This window comes from Epilithonimonas lactis (genome assembly GCF_900110605.1).
In the GTDB taxonomy this organism is placed as follows: Bacteria; Bacteroidota; Bacteroidia; order Flavobacteriales; family Weeksellaceae; genus Epilithonimonas; species Epilithonimonas lactis.
In genome coordinates, this window is record NZ_FOFI01000001.1 from 832,993 (window position 1) to 854,266 (window position 21,274).

The window sequence follows — 21,274 nt, forward strand, 5'->3', positions numbered from 1 at the left end:
TATGAAAAATTTAATAAAAATAATAGCACAACTTTCGCTAATAATGATTGCAGGTGTTTTTCAGGCCCAAGTTTCCATCGGCAAACCATCGGTAGAAGGTTCTTCAATTTTGGATTTTGCTGCTAGCACCACGCAAGGTATTATTTTGCCTGCAACCACAGGATTTCCCGCGAGTCCTACAAATGGAACTTTTATTTTCAATAGGTCCGATGCCAAAATTTATACTTACGAAAAAAGTGCTTGGCTGGCACTTACAGAAGGCAATGGTAATGCATCATCCATCATTAATAATCCAAGTGCCGATGTTGGAAACGGTGTTATCATGGGCGCTGCAACATCCTCTGCAACGGGAGTTCTCGTTTTGGAATCGTCCAATCTGGCGCTTACTTTGCCAAAGGTGTTTCAGCCACATCTTAATGTGAAGAGTCCATATCCTGGCATGATGTGCTACGATACAGACAGCAATACGGTCGCATTCTATGACGGCGCTTACTGGAATTATTGGAAATAAAATTTGCGAACAAGATATTTCACAAGATCCCCATTACGGGGATTTTTTTTGTTTACAGATTTAAAATATTCTAAATTTACATCGTGATTACAAAAGAGACCATAGACCAGATTTTTTCGACCATCAGAGTTGAGGAGATCATCGGCGAATACGTCCAACTGAAAAGAGCAGGCTCCAACTTCAAGGGTTTGAGTCCATTTCACGAGGAAAAATCACCTAGTTTTGTCGTTTCTCCAAGCAAGCAGATCTGGAAGGATTTCTCTACAGGAAAGGGTGGAACCGCCATTTCTTTCTTGATGGAAATCGAGAATTTTACTTATCCAGAAGCACTTCGCCACGCGGCGAAAAAGTACGGGATTGAGATCAAAGAAGATGTAAAAGAATATTCCGAAGAACAGATCCAAGCGCAGACCGAGCGAGATATTCTGTACAAGATCCACGAGATCGCCAACGATTTTTTCCAAACACAGCTTTGGGGATCTGAGGAAGGTCAAATGATCGCCTATTCTTACTTTAAAGAAAGAGAACTTCGGGATGATATCATTAAGAAATTCCAACTCGGCTATTCTCCAGAGAAGAAAAATGCTTTCACCGAATTTGCGCTCGATAAAGCCTATTCCAAAGAAATATTAGAAAAATCAGGACTTTCAATTTTTCCAGAAAATACACCTTCTGGAATTGATAGATTCCGTGATCGCGTGGTTTTTCCAATCCACAGTTTCTCAGGTCGGGTTCTAGGTTTTGGCGCGAGGATTCTCAAGAATAATGTCAAAACGGCAAAATATCTCAATTCGCCAGAAACCGAGATTTACCACAAGTCAAACGTTCTTTATGGACTGAATCAAGGTAAGCAAGCGATTTCCAGAAAGAATCTCTGTCTTTTGGTGGAAGGTTATATGGATGTGGTTTCCCTTCATCAAAGTGGAATTGAAAATGTGGTCGCAAGTTCCGGAACGTCTTTGACAACGGAGCAAATTAAACTAATAAAACGTCTCACCGAAAACGTCACGATTCTTTTCGATGGCGACAATGCCGGAATCAAAGCGAGTTTCCGAAGCATCGATATGTTGCTTTCGGAAGGAATGAACATTCGTGTTTTGCTTTTTCCAGACGGCGATGATCCGGATTCTTTCGCAAGAAAACATCCGCATGATTACGTTGAGAATTTCATCGACAAAGAAGCGAAAGATTTCATCGATTTTAAGGCTGAGATCCTTCTCAAGGAAGCCAACGATGATCCTATCAAAAAAGCAGAAGCCATTCGTGACATCGTAAAGTCGGTAGCTTTTGTAAAAAATGATTTGAAGCGTGAGGTTTATTTGAAGGAAGTTTCAAATAAATTTGGCCTCAGCGAGCAGAGTTTGTTCAATGAACTTCAAATCCATAAAAATTCAGCGGAGCAGGAGAGAAAACCTTCATCGTTTCAGGAAAAACAAGCGCCTCAGAAATTAGAAGTCGTTCAGGAAGTTTCAGAAACCATCAATCCGCTTTTGATGCTCGAGGAGAAGTTGGTAGATTTGATGTTGAAATATGGCGACCTTGTTCTCAACAGAAAAGACCACGAAGGCAACGAATACCAGATCACGGTTATCGAGGAAATTCTCAATCATCTCGAGGAAGACGAATGTGAAATTCAGCTCAACATCAATCAAAAGATAATCTCTGAGATCAAAGAAGGAATCGAAAAAAAGGAGTTGCGTTCTGGCAAGTTCTTCTTCAATTTTATGGACGAGGAAGTTTCCGGCAAATTGGCCAATGCGCTCATCGATAATTATCAGACCAGCAATTGGAATCAATACAATATCTATTTCAGTTCCGAGGAAGAAGTTCTTCCAAAAATGGTTTCTGACATTGTTTTGAGACACAAAAGAGAATATGTGGTGAAGATCATCAATGACCTCAAACATTCGCTTAATACAGAGGAAGATGGAACGCCAATCTACCAGCAAATAATCCTTCTTACACAACTGAAGAACAACTTAGACAAAGAATTATTTCGTATTTTGTGACAGAAAGTCCTACTTTAGCAAAGGAATAGAAATTGCAAACTCAATAAAAGATTATTAAAAACAACCACAGATAATATGGACATTAAAAAAGAATTCAGAGATTTCTCAGTAAAACATTTGGGAAACAACGGTCTGGTAACCGATCAATATATGGGAATGTTTAATCCGACCAACCTCACGCCTTACATTATGGAGGAGCGTAGAATGAACGTTGCACAGATGGACGTTTTCTCCCGATTGATGATGGACAGGATCATTTTCCTAGGGACAGGCATCGATGACCAAGTGGCGAATATCGTGACAGCACAGTTGCTTTTCTTGGAAAGTTCTGACTCGGCGAAAGACATTCAGATCTACATCAATTCCCCTGGTGGAAGCGTTTACGCAGGATTGGGAATCTATGACACGATGCAGATCATCAAGCCAAACGTAGCAACCATCTGTACAGGGATCGCAGCATCCATGGGCGCAGTCCTTTTGGTAGCAGGTGAAAAAGGAAAACGTTCTGCCTTGAAACACTCAAGAGTGATGATCCACCAGCCAAGCGGCGGCGCACAAGGTGTAGCTTCCGATATGGAGATCAACCTGAGAGAGATGTTGAAGTTGAAAAAAGAACTTTATGACATCATTTCCGACCACTCCGGACAAACTTACGAATGGGTGGAAAAAGCTTCAGACAGAGATTACTGGATGACCTCTACCGAAGCCAAAGAATACGGCATGGTAGACGAAGTTCTAGAAAGAAAACCTTAATATATTATATATTAAAACCACAAAACCTGATTCAATCGAGTCAGGTTTTTTTATTTATAGTACCAACTCTCCAACTCACCAACTCTCAAACCCTCTAACTAATTCAAGTCACCTGATCAATTTGGGCGCCTTCATCCGCCCTCCGTTCCCGCTTTTTTTGCCCTCGCTTTTCCTGCCACAAAAAAAGAGCTCCACTCAGGTCGGGGCGCGCTTCGCAAAGTACAAACATTCCTTCTCCGATTTTCATATTTCCATCAAAATCGAGCGGAATTAATTAGACTTATTACATAATACATTATACAGCGCACATTTTACAAAAAAACATTTTGCAGAAAATCTCAATTTCACTACTTTTGATGCATTAAAATTATCAGAATGAAAAAATCAGTGATATTGTTGGCTTCCGCTATTCTAGTTGTTTCTTGTGATCTTCCTGCTGGAGGAAACAAAGGACGTATTGTAAAAACAGATGAGGTCGTAAGATACGATGATGCAAATGCAGCTCACGGAACTTACAAACCAGCTTCAGATACTGCAAAAGCTGAGCACAAGATTGCTGACACAGCAAAAGCAGCATCTATGGAATCCAAAGCAACGGCTCCAACTACGACCGAAGCACCAAAAGCTGAACACTAATAGGAATTTTATAAAAATATTATAATAAAAAATGTCTTGCGTTTGCAGGACATTTTTTATTTTTACGAACCTACTTTGTCAAAGTTTCAAAATCCTTGACAAAGTTTTTTTAATCATTTATCAACCATCATTTATCATTAATAAAAATGAGCACAACCCAAACATACATCAACGAGAACAAACAACGTTTTCTGGACGAACTTTTCGACATTCTCAGAATCGCTTCCATCAGCGCAGATCCAGCCTACAAATCAGAAGTTCTGAAATGTGCAGACGAAGTGGCAAGACATCTGAAAGTGGCCGGCGCAGACAACGTGGAGATTCTAGAAACCAAAGGTTATCCCATCGTTTTCGGAGAGAAGATCATCGATACTAATCTACCAACAGTTTTGGTCTACGGACATTATGACGTTCAGCCAGCTGATCCGTTAGAGTTATGGACAAGCGATCCATTCGAACCAGTTGTGAAAACGACAGAACTTCATCCGGAAGGCGCAATTTTCGCAAGAGGTTCTGCTGATGACAAAGGTCAATTCTTTATGCATGTCAAAGCGTTTGAAGCGATGATGAAGACAGATTCTCTACCTTGCAATGTCAAGTTTTTGATAGAAGGTGAGGAGGAAGTTGGTTCTGCAAGTTTGGGTGATTTCCTTGAAGATAATAAGGAGAAATTAAGCTGCGATGTGATTCTGATTTCCGACACGCATATCTATTCTAATGAGCAACCAACGGTTACAACAGGTTTAAGAGGTCTAAGTTATGTGGAAGTTGAGGTAGAAGGTCCAAACCGCGACTTGCATTCCGGACTTTATGGTGGTGCGGTTCCAAATCCAATCAATGTCCTGTCAAAAATGATTGGCGAATTGATCGATGACAAAGGACACATCACAATCGATGGTTTTTATGACAATGTCTTGATCGTTTCGGATGAAGACAGAGCAGAAATGAATAAATTAAGAGATGATCAGGAAGGTTACAAAAAATCGATTGGCCTTAATGATATTCAGGGAGAGGAAGGTTACACGACCTTGGAAAGAGCTTCTATTAGACCAACTTTAGATGTCAACGGAATTTGGGGTGGTTACACTGGAGAAGGCGCAAAAACTGTGATTGCTTCCAAAGCTTTTGCTAAAATCTCAATGCGATTGGTTCCAAACCAAACACCGGAAGAGATAACGGAAAAGTTCACAAAATACTTCGAAAAGATTGCACCAAAAAGTGTGAAAGTAAAAGTAACGCCTCACCACGGCGGAATGCCTTACGTTTTGGAGAGCGATACCAAAGAATTCCAAGCCGCTAAAAAAGCGATGGAAAAAGCGTTTGGTAAAGAAGTGTTGCCATATAGAAGTGGTGGAAGTATTCCAATAACTTCGTTGTTCGAAAAAGTACTCGGCGCAAAATCAGTATTGATGGGATTCGGTTTGGATTCTGATGCGATCCACTCACCAAACGAACATTATGGGCTTTATAACTATTACAAAGGAATAGAAAGTATACCATACTTTTTTGAATTTTATGCAGGATAATTACATTATCTTTGGTTTTATTAAAAAAATAATAAGAAAAAATGATTAACATTAGGTTAATCATTTTTATTTTTAATACATTCGTGCCAGAATTATAACAAAAAAATTTACATGAAAAAAATCTATCTATTATGTGCAATTGCACTTTCAACAAGTTTCTTATCTGCACAATTATTAGAGTCAGATAACTTTAATGCCTTAACTAATGGGGATGTGGGTACAAGTACAACATTTGGTGCGCCAGGACAAGGTGGACTTTATACGAATGGCGGTGCCAATTCCGATTATCAGATTGTAGATATCGATCCTGCACACGGCAAATCGATTCAAATCTCTTCTGGTAATACTGCAGTTGCAACTTCTAATAGACAAGTTGTTAAACCAGGTCTTGCAACAGCGTGGACTGCTAGAACTGCAGGAAATGATATTTTACAAGGGAAATATGAGATTTACACTGGTACTGCCGTTGGTGCAACTAGAGTGGGAGGTTTCGTACAAAGTTCGACCGCTGGAATTGTGGGAATCCATTATAATTCTGCAACGAAAACGCTAAATGGTAATGCTAATCTAACACCTTCTGCTGGTGGAGCATCTGGCTTTTTCACAATTTCAGGACTTACGCCAAATACGTACCCTGCGAATACTTGGATCTCAGTAGAATTTACCTATGATCCTGTTAATGGAGTGATTACTTACACAATAGATGGTGTTAAAAGTACTTTAAGTATTAATAATTACACTATTACGAAAAATTTGGTACCAAGTCAGCATAATCTTATCAACCAGGTTATTGCTACACCTGCAAATACAATGATCAATACTGGCGCATTAGATAACTATTCATTGACTGCTGTAAATGCAGCAACTCTAGGAGTGGCAACTGTTGGTCAAATCGAGAAAACTGCGAATGTTACAATTTATCCTAATCCAACTGCAGATTACATCAATATCAAATCTACTTCAAGAGTAATTAGTGTAAACGTCATTGATCTTTCTGGTAAAACTGTAGCTTCTAAAAAATCTGCTGACAACCAGGTTGATGTAAGAAATCTTACCAAAGGAACTTATATCATCAATGTTGAAACTGAAAACGGTACTGAAACCAAAAAATTCATTAAGAAGTAATAATATCTTCTTAAAGTCATAAAAGAACGCTCTCATAAGGAGCGTTTTTTTTATTTTAGTGATCTAAATAAAAAATTATGTCAAAAGTAATATACATCACAGGCGGAACCAAAGGAATCGGTTTCGGAATCGCAGAAGTTTTATTGAAAAACGGTCACAAAGTTGCCATCAGCGGAAGAAAGCAGGAAGATGTTGATAAAGCTGTTTCTGAACTTAAAGTCATTTCAGAAAGTATCTTCGGCGTAAGTTCAGACGTGAGGAATTTTGCAGATGAAGAGAATGCGGTTTCCAAGATCACCGAGAGATTCGGAAGTCTGGATGTCGTGGTTGCCAATGCAGGTTTGGGTGTTTTCAAACCGGTCGATGAACTGAGTGTCGAAGATTGGAACGCGATGCAGGAAACAAATTTGACAGGCTGTTTCTATTCATTAAAAGCTTCCGTAGAAGAATTGAAAAAATCAGAAGGCTACTACATCACCATCGCCAGTCTTGCCGGAACCAACTTCTTCGAAAATGGCGCTGGCTACAACGCTTCGAAGTTTGGAGTGGTTGGTTTCACTCAAGCGGCCATGATCGACCTTAGAAAATATAATATTAAAGTTTCGACCATCATGCCTGGTTCTGTTGCAACTTATTTCAACGGAAATGTGCCTTCCGAAAAAGACGAATGGAAGATTCAGCCGGAAGATATGGGAAATCTTATCCTCGATATGTTGAACATGAATCCAAGAGTGTTGCCTAGTAAAATAGAGTTCCGAGCAAGTCAGGTCAAAAAATAATTGGATTCAAAAAGGGTTTTTTGCACATTAAGTTATCAAAAATGTGACTGGTTTTTTAACCAAATAGTCAATGTTCATCGGTCTTATTATTTATAAATGTTCTAAATACTCGATTAATAAAGGCTTAGAGAATCTTATTTAATAAATAACAATAAATTATGCATGCATAGCATTTTTTATATAAATTAGCGAAGTTCATATAACAAAGTATATCACATTAAAATGAAATCGCCGCAATTCAAAAACGAATATTTGTTTATAATTAAGCGATAACATATGGCAAATAAAAAACAATAAAAATTACATATGAAAATATTAGTTTGTATCAGTAGTGTACCAGACACTACAAGTAAAATTAACTTTACCGCAGACAAATCTGCATTCGACAAAAACGGAATCCAGTGGGTGATCAATCCTTTGGACGAGTTTGCTTTGACAAAAGCTATAAAATTACAAGAATCCCAAGGCGCAACCGTAACCGTTGTGAATGTTGGTGACGCAGGAACAGAAGCGGTGATCAGAAAAGCTTTGGCAATCGGAGCAAACGACGCGATCAGAGTGAACACTGAAGCCAAAGATAGTTTCTCTGTAGCGAAAGAAATCGCGAGAGTTGCCCAAGATGGCGGCTACGAATTGGTTTTGATGGGAAAAGAATCCATCGATTACAATGGTGGCGCAGTTCCAGGAATGGTAGCGCAATTGCTTAATTTCCCATTCGTAAATGCGGCTGTTGGACTTGATGTTAATGGTTCAGAAGCAACTGCGGTAAGAGAGATTGAAGGTGGAAAAGAAACGATCTCTGTAAAATTACCAGCAGTGGTAGCAGGACAAAAAGGTTTGGTAGACGAGAAAGATCTGATCATCCCAAATATGAGAGGTATTATGTCTGCAAGAACCAAAGCACTTCAAGTCGTAGAACCTTCTAACACGGAGGTAAAAGTAGAAGCGGTTTCTTTCGACAGCGTTGCACCAAGAGCAGCTGTGAAATTGGTTTCTGCAGGTAACCTGGACGAATTGGTAAGATTACTTCACGAAGAAGCAAAAGTTATTTAATCATTCAAAATTTCAAGTTCAAGATTCACAGTTTCTCAGACTTGAATTTTGGATTTTAAACCTTAAATTTAGAAATTATGGCAGTATTCGTATACGCAGAAAATATAAACGGAATTTATAAAAAAGCAGCATTTGAAGCCGTTTCTTATGCAAAGGCAATCGCCGCAAAAACTGGAGATTCAGTGACTGCGATTTCCATCAATCCTACAGATTCTTCAGACCTTCTTTACAAATATGGCGCGGATAAGGTCATTAATGTAAAAGATGAAGGCCTTAAGAATTTCAGTTCAAAAGCTTATGCACAAGCAGTGAATGAGGTTTTCGACGGTAACGTGATTGTTTTTCCTCACACAACAGATGCCTCTTCAGTAGCGCCGATGTTGGCCATTCAGAAGAATTATTCTTTGATCACCAATGCCATCGACGTTCCAGAAAGTACTTCGCCTTTCCAAGTGAAAAGAAGAGCATTCTCCGGAAAAGGTTTCATGCACGCAAAGGCTGATGCAGCGGGCGTTATCGTGACGGTTTCTCAAAATGCTTATGGCGTGAAAGAAAATGCAGCGTCTGGTTCGGAAGAAGTGAAGGAATTGAGCATCACCAACGAAGATACAAAAGTGATCAACCACGAGCAGTCTTCCGGAAAGCTTGACCTGAAAGAAGCTGAAGTTGTAGTTTCCGCTGGTAGAGGTATGAAAGGACCTGAAAACTGGGGAATGATCGAAGATCTGGCAAACGTTCTAGGTGCAGCAACAGCTTGTTCCAAGCCAGTTTCAGATATTGGATGGAGACCTCACACAGAGCACGTTGGGCAGACTGGAAAAGCTATTTCTCCAAATCTATATGTAGCGGTTGGGATTTCAGGTGCAATTCAGCATTTGGCGGGTGTCAACAGTTCCAAGACCATCGTGGTCATCAACAATGATGCGGAAGCACCTTTCTTCAAATCTGCAGATTACGGCGTGGTAGGCGATGCTTTCCAGATCATTCCTGCATTGACAGAGAAGATCAAAGCTTTGAAAGGCGCATAAAATTCCTTACAATAAAATCAAAACCTGGGTCATTGGCTCAGGTTTTTTTATACGTTTTACTTTTACAATATACATTTTACAATTATTTGGGCAGCTTTATCCGTCCTCCGTTCTCAATCTTTTTTGCAGATGATTTCCAGTTCAATAGAAATCGAATTCTTCGCAAAAAAGGATTTTCACTCAGGCAGGGCTGCAAACATTTCCTGTTTAAAATCAATGTATTACATTTTATTATTGTTTAACATTTTTAAATAAATACTTTTTACATTTTACTTTCTGCATAAATACGATTCAAACCACGTAAAAATCAACAATTTCTAAAAGAAAATTCCTAAAAAATTTTATATTTGCTAAATGGATTATAAAAAATTAATCATACGGGGAATATCCTACAGCCAAACCCAGTCGGGAGCGTACGCGCTGTTGTTGGAACATGAAGAAACATCGGTCAAACTGCCTGTTGTTATCGGGAATTTTGAAGCACAATCCATTTCTTTGGGATTAGAAAAAGACATCAATCCACCTCGTCCTTTGACGCACGACCTGTTCACCCAGTTTGTTAAAAATACAAACTTCAAGATAGAATCTGTCATCATCTACCAAATTAAAGATGGTGTTTTCTTCTCAAATATCAATTTCAAAAATCCATTGTCAGACGAAGAATTGATCTTGGACGCCAGAACTTCCGACGCTGTAGCAATGGCTGTGCGGTTCGACGCGCCGATCTTCACGACTTCTGATGTCCTGAATGAAGCAGGAATCCTTCTAGAACTGGACGAAACGCCAAAAGTAGGAGACGAGGAAACAGAATCCGATGACGTCTCAGATTTCAACGATCTGTCTGGCATCTCTGCAGAAGAGCTGAACCAGTTGCTGGCAGATGCCGTGAAGGAGGAAGATTTTGACACTGCACTCAGACTTCAGGAAGAGATCAAAAGAAGAAACAAAAAAATTGATTAACCAATAATAATATCATTTTACGATAATGAGTCTAAAATTACGATTGACTATACTTAGCTTTCTGCAATTCTTTGTCTGGGGAGCTTGGCTGATAACGATGGCAAACTTCTGGTTTGGAACCAAACATTGGGATGGAACGCAGTTTGGCGCTGTTTTCGGAACCATGGGAATCGCCTCGATCTTTATGCCAACCATTACGGGCATCATCGCAGACCGTTGGGTCAATGCAGAGAGGATCTATTCTGTTTTGCAGATCTTTTATGGTATTGTGCTTTTCATTCTGCCGCATTCGGAGACGCCGGATTCATTTTTTTACATCATGCTTTTGGCCATGTGTTTCTACATGCCGACCATCGCTTTGACCAATTCAATTTCATATACAATTCTGAAAAACAGCCATTTGGATGTTGTTAAGGATTTTCCACCCATCAGAGTGTGGGGAACGATTGGCTTCATCGTAGCCATGTGGATCACAAACCTTACAGGAAACAAAGCGACAGAAGGACAGTTTTACATCGGTGGTGCAGCTGCGATTCTTTTAGGGATCTATGCACTCACGCTTCCAAAATGTCCACCTCAAAAATTGATCGATAAAGATGCGCCACTTTCTGAGCAATTGGGACTGAATGCTTTCAAGCTATTTGGCAACTTCAAAATGGCCTTGTTCTTCTTATTCTCGATGCTTTTGGGTGCCGCATTACAATTGACAAATGCTTACGGAGACGTTTTCCTAAGTGAATTTGCTAATTTTCCAAAATACGCGAACTCCATCGTGGTTGAAAAATCAACGATCATTATGTCGATCTCTCAGATTTCTGAGACCTTATTCATTTTGGCAATTCCATTTTTCTTGAGAAAGTTCGGAATCAAAAAAGTGATGCTCATCAGTATGTTTGCTTGGGTTTTGCGTTTCGGATTGTTCGCTTTCGGAGATCCTGTGAATGGACTTTGGATGATCATCATGTCTTGTGTGGTCTATGGAATGGCTTTCGATTTTTTCAATATCTCGGGTTCCCTTTTTGTAGAAACGACAACGGACAAAAAGATAAGATCGTCGGCTCAGGGATTATTTATGATGATGACCAATGGTTTTGGTGCGGTCATCGGAAGTTATATTGCTGGTTGGGCGATTGATAAATTTTTTACCATCAAATTCACGACAGCTTCTGAATTGTCTAATTATCTGCAAACGACCCCGGAGAATTCCACATTTTTGGGAATTTTGAAGAATTCTTTTAATTCGGCGGTCAATCCAGATGGGACTTTGTCCAATATTGTGTTTGTAAAAGACTGGAATCAGATCTGGCTTTACTTTGCGGCTTATTCCTTAGTGATCGCGATTTTGTTCGGTCTATTTTTCCGTCACAAACATTCTATCGCAGACGTAGAAAAAGTGACTCATTAAAATTATAAATGCTTTTGGCATATTTTTATATACACATTCAGAAAAATAAAGTTTTATGAAAAAAATAATCACGAGTGTCGTTTTAGTTTCTTCTTTTCTGATGATAGGAAATATTACAACAAGCTGTAGTAAAGTTGAAGATATCATTGACGATATTTCTGTGCCTGTTCCTTTTACGATTCCGCTAAATTTTGATACGGAATTTCCTTTCGCAACTGTTAACACCACAGATTTTGTGACTTATCCGGAAGTTCCCGTTAATATAGATGTAGATGCAAAGATTAAGGAGCAATATTCATCATTGTCTATTAACAATTTGAAGGCAGCGAGATTGGAGAAGTTTACAATTGTAGCTAAAGACGGAAACGCAGTTCCATTGGACGCGATCCAAGATGCAGAAGTATATTTTAAAACACCAGAGTTAGGAAATGTTTTGGTTGCGACAGTCACAGGTAACACCAATCCAACGACTATAACTTTTACTCCCACAAATGAAGATCTAATCAATCATTTGAAGTCGAAGCAAAATTCTTTTATTCTTAGGATCAAAGGTTCAAAAATCACTGCTGGACAGATGAAAATTACGGTTAATACAGGCTTCAAAATTGAAGTTGGATTGTAAAAAAATCAAACAAATATTATAAATTAAAAGATGACTCAGCGGTCATCTTTTTTTATTTGGTCATCATAAGGATTGTCTTCTGCGAAAAGGATATTAAGGATAAGGCCAATGATAACAATGGTATTGATGATAAGCCACAAAAAATTGGGAAATGGAAATTGGATGAATGGATTGTAAAGTACAGCCAATATGGCAAAGATCTTTACGTCCCATTGGTCTTGTCTTTGGAATGCATCGTAGGCGAGCCATCCGAATCCTGCAAACAAAATATAGCCGGAAAACCTATAGAACAAAAAAGACATTTTGAAAAAACAAAGAATCAAAATACCTGTCAAAATTAATTTTAGAAGCTGATTCATATTTGTCAGTTTCCTGTAAAATTAATAAAATAATGTTTATTATGATTCGCTTTGTTTAAATCTGTGCTTATTAAGCAATTATTTTAAATTATATTGATCTAATCGCAAATCATGATCAAGCTTTTATTCGAAAACCAAATTGTTTTGAATTGCTAAAGATTTCAGTTCGGTTTCTTCCCATTCTTTATGAACATCGCTTTTCAAAGTGATGCCGCCACCAACAAACAGGAAAGCGTAGTTTTTGAAAAAGCTTGCACATCTTAGATTCACGAAGTAATAGATAAAATCCGCCGTCTCAACTTTGATATAGCCTGCGTAGAATTCACGGTTGAAATGCTCGATACTTTTGATTCCCTGAGCGCAGAGTTCCTTTGGAAAACCGCAAACTGCAGGCGTTGGATGCAATTCTGAAATAATCTTATCCAAACTTTCTGGACTGATCTCTGCCGTAAAATCAGTTTTCAGATGTTTGATATTTCCAGAGATCAAATCTTTTGTAGATGATACTTTTAGATTTGACGAGAATTTTCTAATGATCGATTGAATATAATCCGTAACTGCCTTTTGCTCCTCAATTTCCTTATCTGTCCAGCTTTCATCGAGTGGGAGAGTTCCGGCAACGCTCATGGTTTCAAATGCGTTGGTCTTTTTATCAAATTTTCCCAGGATCTCAGAAAATCCGCCCATCCATATCTCATTGTTCTTTTCAAATAGATAACAAAAAGCGGAAGGATAGCTGTCACAGAATTTAAGGAAGCTTTTCGTTAATGATAATTTTTTCTCCGAATCTACATCCAGATACATCAAAAGTTTCCTTCTGGAGAGGACCAGTTTTTTCAGTTCATTTTTCTCGATGAAATCTTTAGCATGAGAAATTTTGACCGCGTAGGATTCCTGTGTTTCTTTCCCAATTTCGATTAGTGAACTTTTGTTTTTCGGAGAAACAATTTGATTTTCAATGTCTTCTTTTGTAATGTCTACAATAGAACCTTTAAAATCCAAAACGGTTTTAGAATCAAAACTGACGAACGAAACCTGTTTTTCCTGTGAGTTTTCCAAAGTGTGAAAAACCTCTGAGTCTGGCAATCTGAAAATTAGCATATAAAATAAGACGATTTTAAACTTTGCCGACTGGAACGATGTTGTTCGTCATGGTCGTGTGATTGATCAGGTTGCCTTTCTCATCGCGGATCTCGATCTGGGAAACGTGCATCGTGTTTCCTTTTCGGATGAAGGTCGCAGTTCCGGTCACCATTCCCTCTCGGATTGCCCGCAAATGATTGCTGTTGATGTTCGTACCAACAGGAACAGATTTGGAAAGGTCAAGATTGATTAGTGAAAGACAAGATCCCAAAGTTTCCGCCAACACACAACTCGCGCCACCATGCATGATGCCGTAAGGTTGATGAACCTTCGGTGTTACTGGCATTGTTGCAGTGAGATGATCATCGGACACATCGGTGTAAACAATGTCTAGCGTTTCGCCCAAAGTGTTCTTGCTGGCTTGGTTTAAGCGGTCCAGTGTTTCTATTTTTTTTGCTTCGTCCATCGAATACAATTAAAGGATTAAAAAATTAATTTTACTATCAACTATCAACTATCAACTATCACTAATAGATCTGTGGATTCCAATTCTCAGGATGTTTTGGCGTGATGTCGTATTTCACATAGAAATCCTGAATTTCCTGCATGATCTCTTCAAAAGTATGCGTTTCTAATTTGTCGTACGGAATGATGTAGCCTAGATTGACGGTTTTACGTTTGTAATCACCACCAGCTAAAACGATAGGAACCTTTGCTGCCAAAGCCATATTGTAAAAGCCTTTTCTCCATTTTGGGACCCAACTTCTTGTGCCTTCCGGCGTGATCACCAAACTGAAATCATCCTTCTTGAATTCGTCTGCTACGAATTTCACAAGGTCATTTTTCTGAGAACGGTCGATCCCGATTCCGCCTAGACCTTTTACGATGCTGCCGTAGAAAGCTTTGGTATGAGCATCCTTGATGATGATCTTTAGTTTTTTACCCAATGCCCAGTAAGCAAGGTTTCCGAGAATGTACTCGCTGTTGTCGGTGTGTGGCGCAACCACGAGGATGCATCTGTCGAGATTGTTGACATCGCCTTGAAGTGCGATTTTCCAGCCTACCAACTTGAGGATGGCTTTTCCTAAGAATTTTTTCATAGACAAAAAAATAAAGTACAGCGACAAAGCTATACTTTACAAATTTACAAAATATGTTTATTTTCTAAGAAATATCTAGATATTCTTTACGTGTCAAAAAAGGCTTGAGAAAAAATCGACCAACTTGATGGCGATCGTAATTACCAATTGTATCATTTTGTTGTAGTTTTTTAGTTAGAAATTGATTTTCTGAAACAAATTTAAGAAATTAAATAATGGGATTAATAAAAATTTGGTTAATATTTTATTAAATTTTTAATTCACCGTCGGATAAGTTACGGCGTTTGTAAGATCCAAAGGATTGTAGCTCTTCAAAATATGCTCCTGCATTACCTTTGCCATTTCCTTGAATTGGTCTTTGCTCGTGATCTTCTTTCCGCCCACTTGGAAAGTTCCTGGTGGTACATCATCGAACTTCTCTCGTAGATCTTTCATCGGATCGTTGTAGAACTTCAGCATTTGCTTGTGCATATCTTCGATCTTGACATTCAGAGGTTTCTTGCCTGCGAAAGCTTCTAAGAAATCTGAGGTGTCGTAGGTCTTTTCTATTTTCTGACTTTTGATCAATTTAAATATAAAGTTATCCTTACTGTCATTCATTTCAAAGATCAAACCTGGCAAACCTCGGAATTTGTAAGGTCCTTCTGAGATGTTGACATCTTTGGCAAACCAAGCGGTCCATTCTCTACCTCCGAAATTGGTCGTTGCTTTTTGCAAAGTGTACTGTCCAGAAGTCTTGGTCTCGTTTTCCAGTTTCCAATCCATTTTGTCGGTGGTTTGGTAGGAGAAATAGTCCATCATCATTTCGTAATTGGTATTCTGATAAGAGTTTTTCTTCCTGGTGATGACAGGCGCGCCGGTCCAATTGTAATTGCGACCTCCTTTTTTATTAATGGAATCATTCAAAACACTTTCGTAATCGTAGAACTTGACATCAGTTGGATTGATGTCCAAAGCCATATTGGTCTTTCTGTATTCTGTGGATTCGGAATTGGGCTTGAATTGATATTCGTAAATGAATCGGTGTGTTTGAGCTTTTGATAATGTGGTGAAAAATACCAAAAGAAAAAAAGTATAGATTTTCATAGTTTATGATTATTTATCATTTGACAATTATCATTTATAAATCTTGGAAGAACTAGAGGAAAAGCGGAAACTCTTTACAGTTTTTGACCCGCTTTTCGACTAATCCACTCTCAATTTTTATTTAGTTTTGATATTGATCTCTTTCTTGCCATCTTTGATGTTGATGTTAAGGTCTTCAATCGATTTCTTAACTTTCTCATCAATTTTTAGTCTTTCCAAAACCACGTCTGCAGAATCTTTGGAGTAATATTTTCCATTGATCTTCACACTGTCATTCTCATCAGAATTGTACTCAATTGTAGTTCCGTTGATGTTGATCTTGTTTTTCTCAACGGTGATTCCGCTGTTGTTATGATTGTCAGAATCGTTGTCATCATCGTCGTTATCATCGCTGACATTGACCTGATATTCTTTTTCATTGATGACTTTCGTATTTCTAGGAACTACAAGTTCATAATCCAATCTGTAATTTCTGAAACGGTATTCGTAAGGATACTCGAAGTAGTTTGGAAGGATGATTCTGTTTCCAACGATTTCTACAGGCACTCTCATTTTCAGAGGCTGGTTGTAACCATCAGCTTCTCTTTTTACGATCAGATATGGCGTTTTGATGTCATCTTTTCTCGTGATCTCTACGTGAGGATAATCCTTTTTATAGATCTTTGATTTGTCAGAATAGATATTATTGAAGTACGTTTTGAAGTTCTCAGGAATGTCCACCTTTTTGCTATCGATGTAGATCGTGTCAATTGCATTTGGAGCGCTGATTGAGATGTTCTCATAATCTTCATTTTCTCCACTGTAAGCAAAGTTGAACCTTGAAGCATTCGCCGCTAATACGCCAACCAAAACTAACCAGATGATCCCCAATGTTCCCAAAACAGGTCCTACATAGTTGAATTTCGTCTTCGGAGAGAATAATTTGATCGATAATAATAAGAACGCAACACCGAAGATAATCGTTGGTAAAGCTGCGATCGCTAAGATCAAATAGCCCATATTGTTTTCCTCAAGATAGAATCCAAGGTTGTTGTCTATCCCGAATTTTCCAGATCCATAAGCAAAAGTCATTGCGAAAAGTCCGATGAAGCAACCTGCAGCCATCAATGCCAACCAAACGGCAAGACAATATTTAAGGATTTTCAGGATCGTGTCACCAGCTGAACCAATCTTTGGTTTGTTCTCTGTGTAGATCTCGCCTGCTCTGGTCGTAGTTTCATTAGCAAACTGAACGATTTTTCCAGATTCTTCCTTTAGATTGTCGAAGTTCAAAGGTTTTCCTTTCATTTTCAAAAAATCTGAAGCTGATTCTGCTTTTGGCAAAACCGCCCAAAGGATAAAGTACAAGATCACCACTAGGAAAGAAGATCCTGGCGCTACCCAAAGGAAAAGAAATGCACCGATCCAGATCAATCTCATCCAGCTGATCTCCATTCCGAAATAAGCCGCCAAACCTGCACAAACACCTGCTATCTTTTGTTTCTCGGGATCACGGAACAATTGCTTTTGAGAATTGCTGCTGTAAGAGAATGTTCCAGAAGTTTTAGATTGTTTCTGTTTGCCTTCTGAGAAGTAAGCTTCCTCTTGTTCGTCAATTTGTTCAGGCGTTCCAATTTGAGCAATCACTCTCTCAACATCAGAATCATTGATCACCTCTCTCTTTCCAAGTGTTTCTTTGAAGATCTCCACCATTCTGATCTCGATGTCGTTCATCACTTCATCTGCTTCAGCGGCGTCTAGAGAATTTCTAAGAGCATTCAGATAATCGCTTAATTTTATGTAAGCCAGCTCGTCTATCGTAAAGGAAAAACCAGCGAGTGCTATAGATAATGTCTTGTTCATAATAATTAGTTTTGAGAGTTTGAGATAATTTGGTTGACAGAATCTGTCAGTTCTTGCCAAGTGGTTTGCAGTTCAGCGAGGAAGAGGCTTCCTTTTTCCGTGATCTGGTAGTACTTTCTTGGCGGTCCGCTTGTGGATTCTTCCCATCTGTAAGCGAGGAATTCGCCATTTTTCAATCTTGTAAGGAGCGGATAAAGCGTTCCTTCCACTACATCCAGTCTTCCTTTTTTGAGAGATTCTATCAGGTCGGAAACGTACATTTCACGTTGTTGAATAAGACTCAAAATACAGAATTCCAGAATTCCTTTGCGCATCTGCGCCTTTGTGTTCTCGGTATTCATATTAATTGTTTGGTTTTTTTAATTCAAAATTTAAAGTTCAAGATTCAATATTTAACTTCTTCAGACTTCCGTCTTTCAAGCTCAAAAAAAAGTCTTTCTTTAACTTTACATTGCAAAGATATGTAAACTAAAAGGTATTGTGCAATACAAAGTACCAAATATTTTTAAAATTAATATTTAAAGTATTGATAATCAATTGTAAAATTTCATTATTGGATTTTGAGTAATTTTTAATTGAGCAATAATTCAAGCTTTTGTTGATACTTGAAGCTTAAAAACTGATAGAGTTTTGAAATTTATATCTTAAAAAAAATACCTTTTTCTGAAAATTAATTTTTAATGAAACTTCAAGAATTTGATTGATTTATAAAATAAAATAATTATTTAACCCGAAATTACTTGCATATTAAAAACACTTTTCTATTTTTGTAACAGAATTAAGAATAAAGAAATGAATTTAACAATCACAACAACGATTTCTACAACGACTACAACAGTATGTCGCGGAAAGGTCTGTATGTGAAATTGAAAAATAATAACAATATAAAAAAGCCTTTCTGAATTTTCCAGAAAGGCTTTTTTTATTTAAAATAACTACAATACAAATGAAAGTATTAAAATTTGGAGGAACTTCAGTCGGAAGTTTGGAAGCATTGAAGAATGTAAAATCAATCGTTGAAAAAGAATTCAATGAAAATGAACCTTTGATTGTGGTTTGTTCCGCGTTTTCAGGAATTACAAACTCGCTTTTGTTGTCCGCGGAAGAGGCGTTGCTACAAAATGATTTCTCAGAGATATTGAAAGTCGCAGAAGAAAAACATTATCAAATCATCTCAGGGTTGTTGCCAAGAACTTCTCAGAATCCTTTGTTGATGATGGTCAAAGTGAGTTTTAATGAGATTGAAGATATTCTTTTCAGTGTCAAAAACTTGGGCGAATTATCAGGCAGAATCAAAGATAGATTGTTGGCTTACGGCGAACAAATGTCCAGTAAAATCATCGCAACATATCTTCAATCAGAGAATTTCCCTGCGAACTACAAAGACTCGAGAGAACTGATTGTCACAGATTCGAACTTCGGAAATGCGTCCGTCGATTTCATCAAAACCAATGAAAATCTAAAGAATTGGAATCCTGAAAATCAAATTTATGTAGTAACAGGTTTCATTTCGCAAGATAAAAATCAAGATACGACAACACTTGGAAGAGGCGGTTCGGATTATACTTCAGCGATTTTAGGCTCAGGTTTGAGAGCTAAAGAAATCCAGATTTGGACAGACGTTGATGGTTTTATGACAGCTGACCCAAGATTGGTAAAGAATGCTTTTTCTCAACCGGAACTCAGTTATCAGGAAGCGATGGAAATGTCTTATTTCGGCGCAAAAGTCATCTATCCGCCAACGATGATTCCGGCTATCGAAAGTCAAATTCCGATTTATATCAAGAATACTTTCAACCCGGAAAATCCAGGAACTTTGATTCAACAAAAATCCGAAGTTTCAAAAGGTCTAATCAAGGGAATTGTCTCCATTGAGAAAACTTGTCTCGTCAATATCACCGGAAACGGAATGATTGGAATGAAAGGTTTCAGCGGAAGATTGTTCAATGCTTTGGCAAAATATGACGTCAATGTCATCTTGATTACGCAGGCGAGTTCGGAACACAGCATTTCTTTTGTGGTCAATTTTAATGATGAGAAAAAAGCCGAAAAAGCCATCCGGGAAGAATTTGAATTTGAAATCAATGCTAACAAAATCGATGAACCGCAATTCGATAATGAGCTCAGTATTCTCTCAGTTGTCGGCGAGAATATGAAAAAAACGAGAGGCATCAGCGGTAAATTTTTTAGTGCTTTAGGCAAAAATGGAATTAATATTATCGCCATTGCACAAGGTTCTTCCGAGCTCAATATTTCTGCTGTCATTGAAAGAAATGAACTCTCAAAAGCTTTGAATGTTGTCCACGATTCGCTGTTACTTTCGCCAGTTAAAACCTTCAATGTGATGTTCGCTGGAACAGGAAATATTGGTAAAGAACTCTTCAAACAACTGAAAAGAGAAGAAGAAAATCTGGAGAAAAATCACCAAATCAAAATCAATGTTATAGGCGTAACCAACAGCCGACAAATGATTATTTCAGAAAATGAAACTTTGAATTTTGACTTAAATGAAATTTTAGATAAAAATTTAGAAAATTCTAATTTAAAATATTTTATAAATTCTATTTCAAGTAAAAATTTACCTAATTTGGTTTTCGTAGATAATACTTCGAGTGAAGATGTGGTGAGCTATTATCCACAGTTTTTTGAGAATAATATTTCAATTGTGACTTGCAACAAAAAAGGAAATTCTTCGGCTTACGAGCAGTACAGCAAGTTCAAAAGATTGGCAAAAAAAAACAACGTCAGTTTCCTATATGAAACAAATGTTGGCGCCGGACTTCCAATAATCAAAACGTTGAACGACCTTTGGATTTCTGGAGACGAAATTCTAAAAATCGAAGCCATTTTATCAGGAACCATTTCTTACATTTTCAATAATTATGTTGGCGATAAGACCTTTGCAGAGGTCGTAAGAACAGCGCAAGAATTAGGTTACACAGAACCCGACCCAAGAGACGATTTGAACGGAATGGATTTCTCCAGAAAGATGCTGATTCTTGGAAGAGAAATTGGCTTACCTTTGGAAATGTCCGATGTCAACATCAAAGATTTTCTTCCGGAAGCTTGCCTCAAAGCAGATTCGATTCCGAGTTTTTATGCAGAGTTGGAAAAGAACGAACCTTACTTTTCATCATTCAAAAATGAAGCAGAAAGTTCTGGTCAAAAACTTAGACTAATCGGAATTTTGGAAGACGGAAAAATCAACATCGAAGTCAAAATGGTTGATGCCAATCACGCATTCTACGGACTTTCAGGAAGCGATAATATCATTTCATTCACCACTTCAAGGTACAAAAACACGCCATTGGTGGTCAAAGGTCCAGGCGCCGGCGCAGAAGTTACCGCCGCAGGTGTTTTCGCAGATTTGGTAAGAGTTACGGCTCAATAATCATAA

Annotated in this window: 20 protein-coding genes; 13 read left to right on the plus strand and 7 right to left on the minus strand. The window is 38.1% G+C overall.

What is annotated here, in order from left to right; genetic code table 11:
- The first annotated feature begins 1 nt into the window (after nt 1).
- From BMW39_RS03905 to BMW39_RS03960, 12 genes are all read left to right on the plus strand, one after another.
- Nucleotides 2-511: a hypothetical protein gene (locus tag BMW39_RS03905; RefSeq protein WP_034977487.1), complete on the plus strand. Its 510-nt coding sequence runs from the start codon at nt 2-4 to the stop codon at nt 509-511.
- An 83-nt stretch (nt 512-594) separates the two neighbouring features.
- Entirely contained in the window at nt 595-2,520 is a 1,926-nt protein-coding gene (dnaG, locus tag BMW39_RS03910) for a DNA primase (RefSeq protein WP_034977490.1), read from the plus strand.
- Nucleotides 2,521-2,595: 75 nt separating this feature from the next.
- On the plus strand, nt 2,596-3,273 hold the full coding sequence (gene clpP, locus BMW39_RS03915) for an ATP-dependent Clp endopeptidase proteolytic subunit ClpP (RefSeq protein ID WP_034964710.1): 678 nt from the start codon (nt 2,596-2,598) through the stop codon (nt 3,271-3,273).
- A gap of 375 nt (nt 3,274-3,648) precedes the next feature.
- Nucleotides 3,649-3,909 (plus strand): hypothetical protein, encoded by a 261-nt coding sequence (locus BMW39_RS03920; protein WP_034977492.1) that lies wholly within the window; start codon nt 3,649-3,651, stop codon nt 3,907-3,909.
- A gap of 146 nt (nt 3,910-4,055) precedes the next feature.
- Entirely contained in the window at nt 4,056-5,435 is a 1,380-nt protein-coding gene (locus BMW39_RS03925) for a dipeptidase (protein ID WP_034977495.1), read from the plus strand.
- A 213-nt stretch (nt 5,436-5,648) separates the two neighbouring features.
- Complete coding sequence (locus BMW39_RS03930) at nt 5,649-6,560, plus strand: T9SS type A sorting domain-containing protein (protein ID WP_175459321.1); 912 nt, start codon at nt 5,649-5,651, stop codon at nt 6,558-6,560.
- 77 nt (nt 6,561-6,637) lie between these two features.
- Complete coding sequence (locus tag BMW39_RS03935; protein WP_034977501.1) at nt 6,638-7,339, plus strand: SDR family oxidoreductase; 702 nt, start codon at nt 6,638-6,640, stop codon at nt 7,337-7,339.
- A 306-nt stretch (nt 7,340-7,645) separates the two neighbouring features.
- Complete coding sequence (locus BMW39_RS03940) at nt 7,646-8,392, plus strand: electron transfer flavoprotein subunit beta/FixA family protein (protein ID WP_034977504.1); 747 nt, start codon at nt 7,646-7,648, stop codon at nt 8,390-8,392.
- 77 nt (nt 8,393-8,469) lie between these two features.
- Nucleotides 8,470-9,420, plus strand: coding sequence for an electron transfer flavoprotein subunit alpha/FixB family protein (locus BMW39_RS03945; protein WP_034977507.1), 951 nt, complete (start codon nt 8,470-8,472; stop codon nt 9,418-9,420).
- Nucleotides 9,421-9,774: 354 nt separating this feature from the next.
- The gene (locus BMW39_RS03950) at nt 9,775-10,380 is read left to right on the plus strand and encodes a bifunctional nuclease family protein (protein ID WP_034977510.1); all 606 of its coding nucleotides are present in this window, start codon (nt 9,775-9,777) and stop codon (nt 10,378-10,380) included.
- 25 nt (nt 10,381-10,405) lie between these two features.
- Nucleotides 10,406-11,785, plus strand: a complete 1,380-nt coding sequence (locus tag BMW39_RS03955) for a nucleoside permease (protein WP_034977513.1) — start codon at nt 10,406-10,408, stop codon at nt 11,783-11,785.
- A gap of 55 nt (nt 11,786-11,840) precedes the next feature.
- Nucleotides 11,841-12,407 carry a hypothetical protein gene (locus BMW39_RS03960; protein WP_034977516.1) on the plus strand — a complete coding sequence of 189 codons (567 nt, stop codon included), beginning with the start codon at nt 11,841-11,843 and terminating at the stop codon, nt 12,405-12,407.
- Between the two features lie 35 nt (nt 12,408-12,442).
- Here the strand turns inward: BMW39_RS03960 and BMW39_RS03965 are convergent, their stop codons facing one another.
- The 7 genes from BMW39_RS03965 to BMW39_RS03995 form a co-directional block, all read right to left on the minus strand.
- Nucleotides 12,443-12,766 carry a DUF6804 family protein gene (locus BMW39_RS03965; RefSeq protein ID WP_034977518.1) on the minus strand — a complete coding sequence of 108 codons (324 nt, stop codon included), beginning with the start codon at nt 12,764-12,766 and terminating at the stop codon, nt 12,443-12,445.
- Nucleotides 12,767-12,889: 123 nt separating this feature from the next.
- Entirely contained in the window at nt 12,890-13,867 is a 978-nt protein-coding gene (locus BMW39_RS03970; protein WP_034977521.1) for a chorismate-binding protein, read from the minus strand.
- Between the two features lie 16 nt (nt 13,868-13,883).
- Entirely contained in the window at nt 13,884-14,315 is a 432-nt protein-coding gene (locus BMW39_RS03975; protein WP_034977523.1) for a PaaI family thioesterase, read from the minus strand.
- Nucleotides 14,316-14,376: 61 nt separating this feature from the next.
- Nucleotides 14,377-14,949, minus strand: coding sequence for a 1-acyl-sn-glycerol-3-phosphate acyltransferase (locus BMW39_RS03980; protein WP_034977524.1), 573 nt, complete (start codon nt 14,947-14,949; stop codon nt 14,377-14,379).
- A 255-nt stretch (nt 14,950-15,204) separates the two neighbouring features.
- Nucleotides 15,205-16,035, minus strand: a complete 831-nt coding sequence (locus BMW39_RS03985; protein WP_034977526.1) for a GLPGLI family protein — start codon at nt 16,033-16,035, stop codon at nt 15,205-15,207.
- Nucleotides 16,036-16,152: 117 nt separating this feature from the next.
- Nucleotides 16,153-17,877 carry a PspC domain-containing protein gene (locus BMW39_RS03990; protein WP_034977529.1) on the minus strand — a complete coding sequence of 575 codons (1,725 nt, stop codon included), beginning with the start codon at nt 17,875-17,877 and terminating at the stop codon, nt 16,153-16,155.
- Between the two features lie 5 nt (nt 17,878-17,882).
- A complete protein-coding gene (locus tag BMW39_RS03995) occupies nt 17,883-18,218 on the minus strand; it encodes a PadR family transcriptional regulator (protein ID WP_034964729.1) in 336 nt (111 codons plus the stop codon).
- A 605-nt stretch (nt 18,219-18,823) separates the two neighbouring features.
- Here BMW39_RS03995 and thrA point away from each other — a divergent pair.
- Complete coding sequence (gene thrA, locus BMW39_RS04000; RefSeq protein WP_034977532.1) at nt 18,824-21,268, plus strand: bifunctional aspartate kinase/homoserine dehydrogenase I; 2,445 nt, start codon at nt 18,824-18,826, stop codon at nt 21,266-21,268.
- Nucleotides 21,269-21,274 lie beyond the last annotated feature (6 nt).

Excerpts from the sequence above, each read along its gene's own strand:
- BMW39_RS03905 (WP_034977487.1), top strand. The coding sequence starts at position 2 with ATGAAAAATTTAATAAAAATAATAGCACAACTTTCGCTAATAATGATT.
- clpP (WP_034964710.1), top strand. The coding sequence starts at position 2,596 with ATGGACATTAAAAAAGAATTCAGAGATTTCTCAGTAAAACATTTGGGA.
- BMW39_RS03920 (WP_034977492.1), top strand. The coding sequence starts at position 3,649 with ATGAAAAAATCAGTGATATTGTTGGCTTCCGCTATTCTAGTTGTTTCT.
- BMW39_RS03925 (WP_034977495.1), top strand. The coding sequence starts at position 4,056 with ATGAGCACAACCCAAACATACATCAACGAGAACAAACAACGTTTTCTG.
- BMW39_RS03935 (WP_034977501.1), top strand. The coding sequence starts at position 6,638 with ATGTCAAAAGTAATATACATCACAGGCGGAACCAAAGGAATCGGTTTC.
- BMW39_RS03940 (WP_034977504.1), top strand. The coding sequence starts at position 7,646 with ATGAAAATATTAGTTTGTATCAGTAGTGTACCAGACACTACAAGTAAA.
- BMW39_RS03945 (WP_034977507.1), top strand. The coding sequence starts at position 8,470 with ATGGCAGTATTCGTATACGCAGAAAATATAAACGGAATTTATAAAAAA.
- BMW39_RS03950 (WP_034977510.1), top strand. The coding sequence starts at position 9,775 with ATGGATTATAAAAAATTAATCATACGGGGAATATCCTACAGCCAAACC.
- BMW39_RS03955 (WP_034977513.1), top strand. The coding sequence starts at position 10,406 with ATGAGTCTAAAATTACGATTGACTATACTTAGCTTTCTGCAATTCTTT.
- BMW39_RS03960 (WP_034977516.1), top strand. The coding sequence starts at position 11,841 with ATGAAAAAAATAATCACGAGTGTCGTTTTAGTTTCTTCTTTTCTGATG.
- BMW39_RS03965 (WP_034977518.1), bottom strand. The coding sequence starts at position 12,766 with ATGAATCAGCTTCTAAAATTAATTTTGACAGGTATTTTGATTCTTTGT.
- BMW39_RS03970 (WP_034977521.1), bottom strand. The coding sequence starts at position 13,867 with ATGCTAATTTTCAGATTGCCAGACTCAGAGGTTTTTCACACTTTGGAA.
- BMW39_RS03975 (WP_034977523.1), bottom strand. The coding sequence starts at position 14,315 with ATGGACGAAGCAAAAAAAATAGAAACACTGGACCGCTTAAACCAAGCC.
- BMW39_RS03980 (WP_034977524.1), bottom strand. The coding sequence starts at position 14,949 with ATGAAAAAATTCTTAGGAAAAGCCATCCTCAAGTTGGTAGGCTGGAAA.
- BMW39_RS03985 (WP_034977526.1), bottom strand. The coding sequence starts at position 16,035 with ATGAAAATCTATACTTTTTTTCTTTTGGTATTTTTCACCACATTATCA.
- BMW39_RS03990 (WP_034977529.1), bottom strand. The coding sequence starts at position 17,877 with ATGAACAAGACATTATCTATAGCACTCGCTGGTTTTTCCTTTACGATA.
- BMW39_RS03995 (WP_034964729.1), bottom strand. The coding sequence starts at position 18,218 with ATGAATACCGAGAACACAAAGGCGCAGATGCGCAAAGGAATTCTGGAA.
- thrA (WP_034977532.1), top strand. The coding sequence starts at position 18,824 with ATGAAAGTATTAAAATTTGGAGGAACTTCAGTCGGAAGTTTGGAAGCA.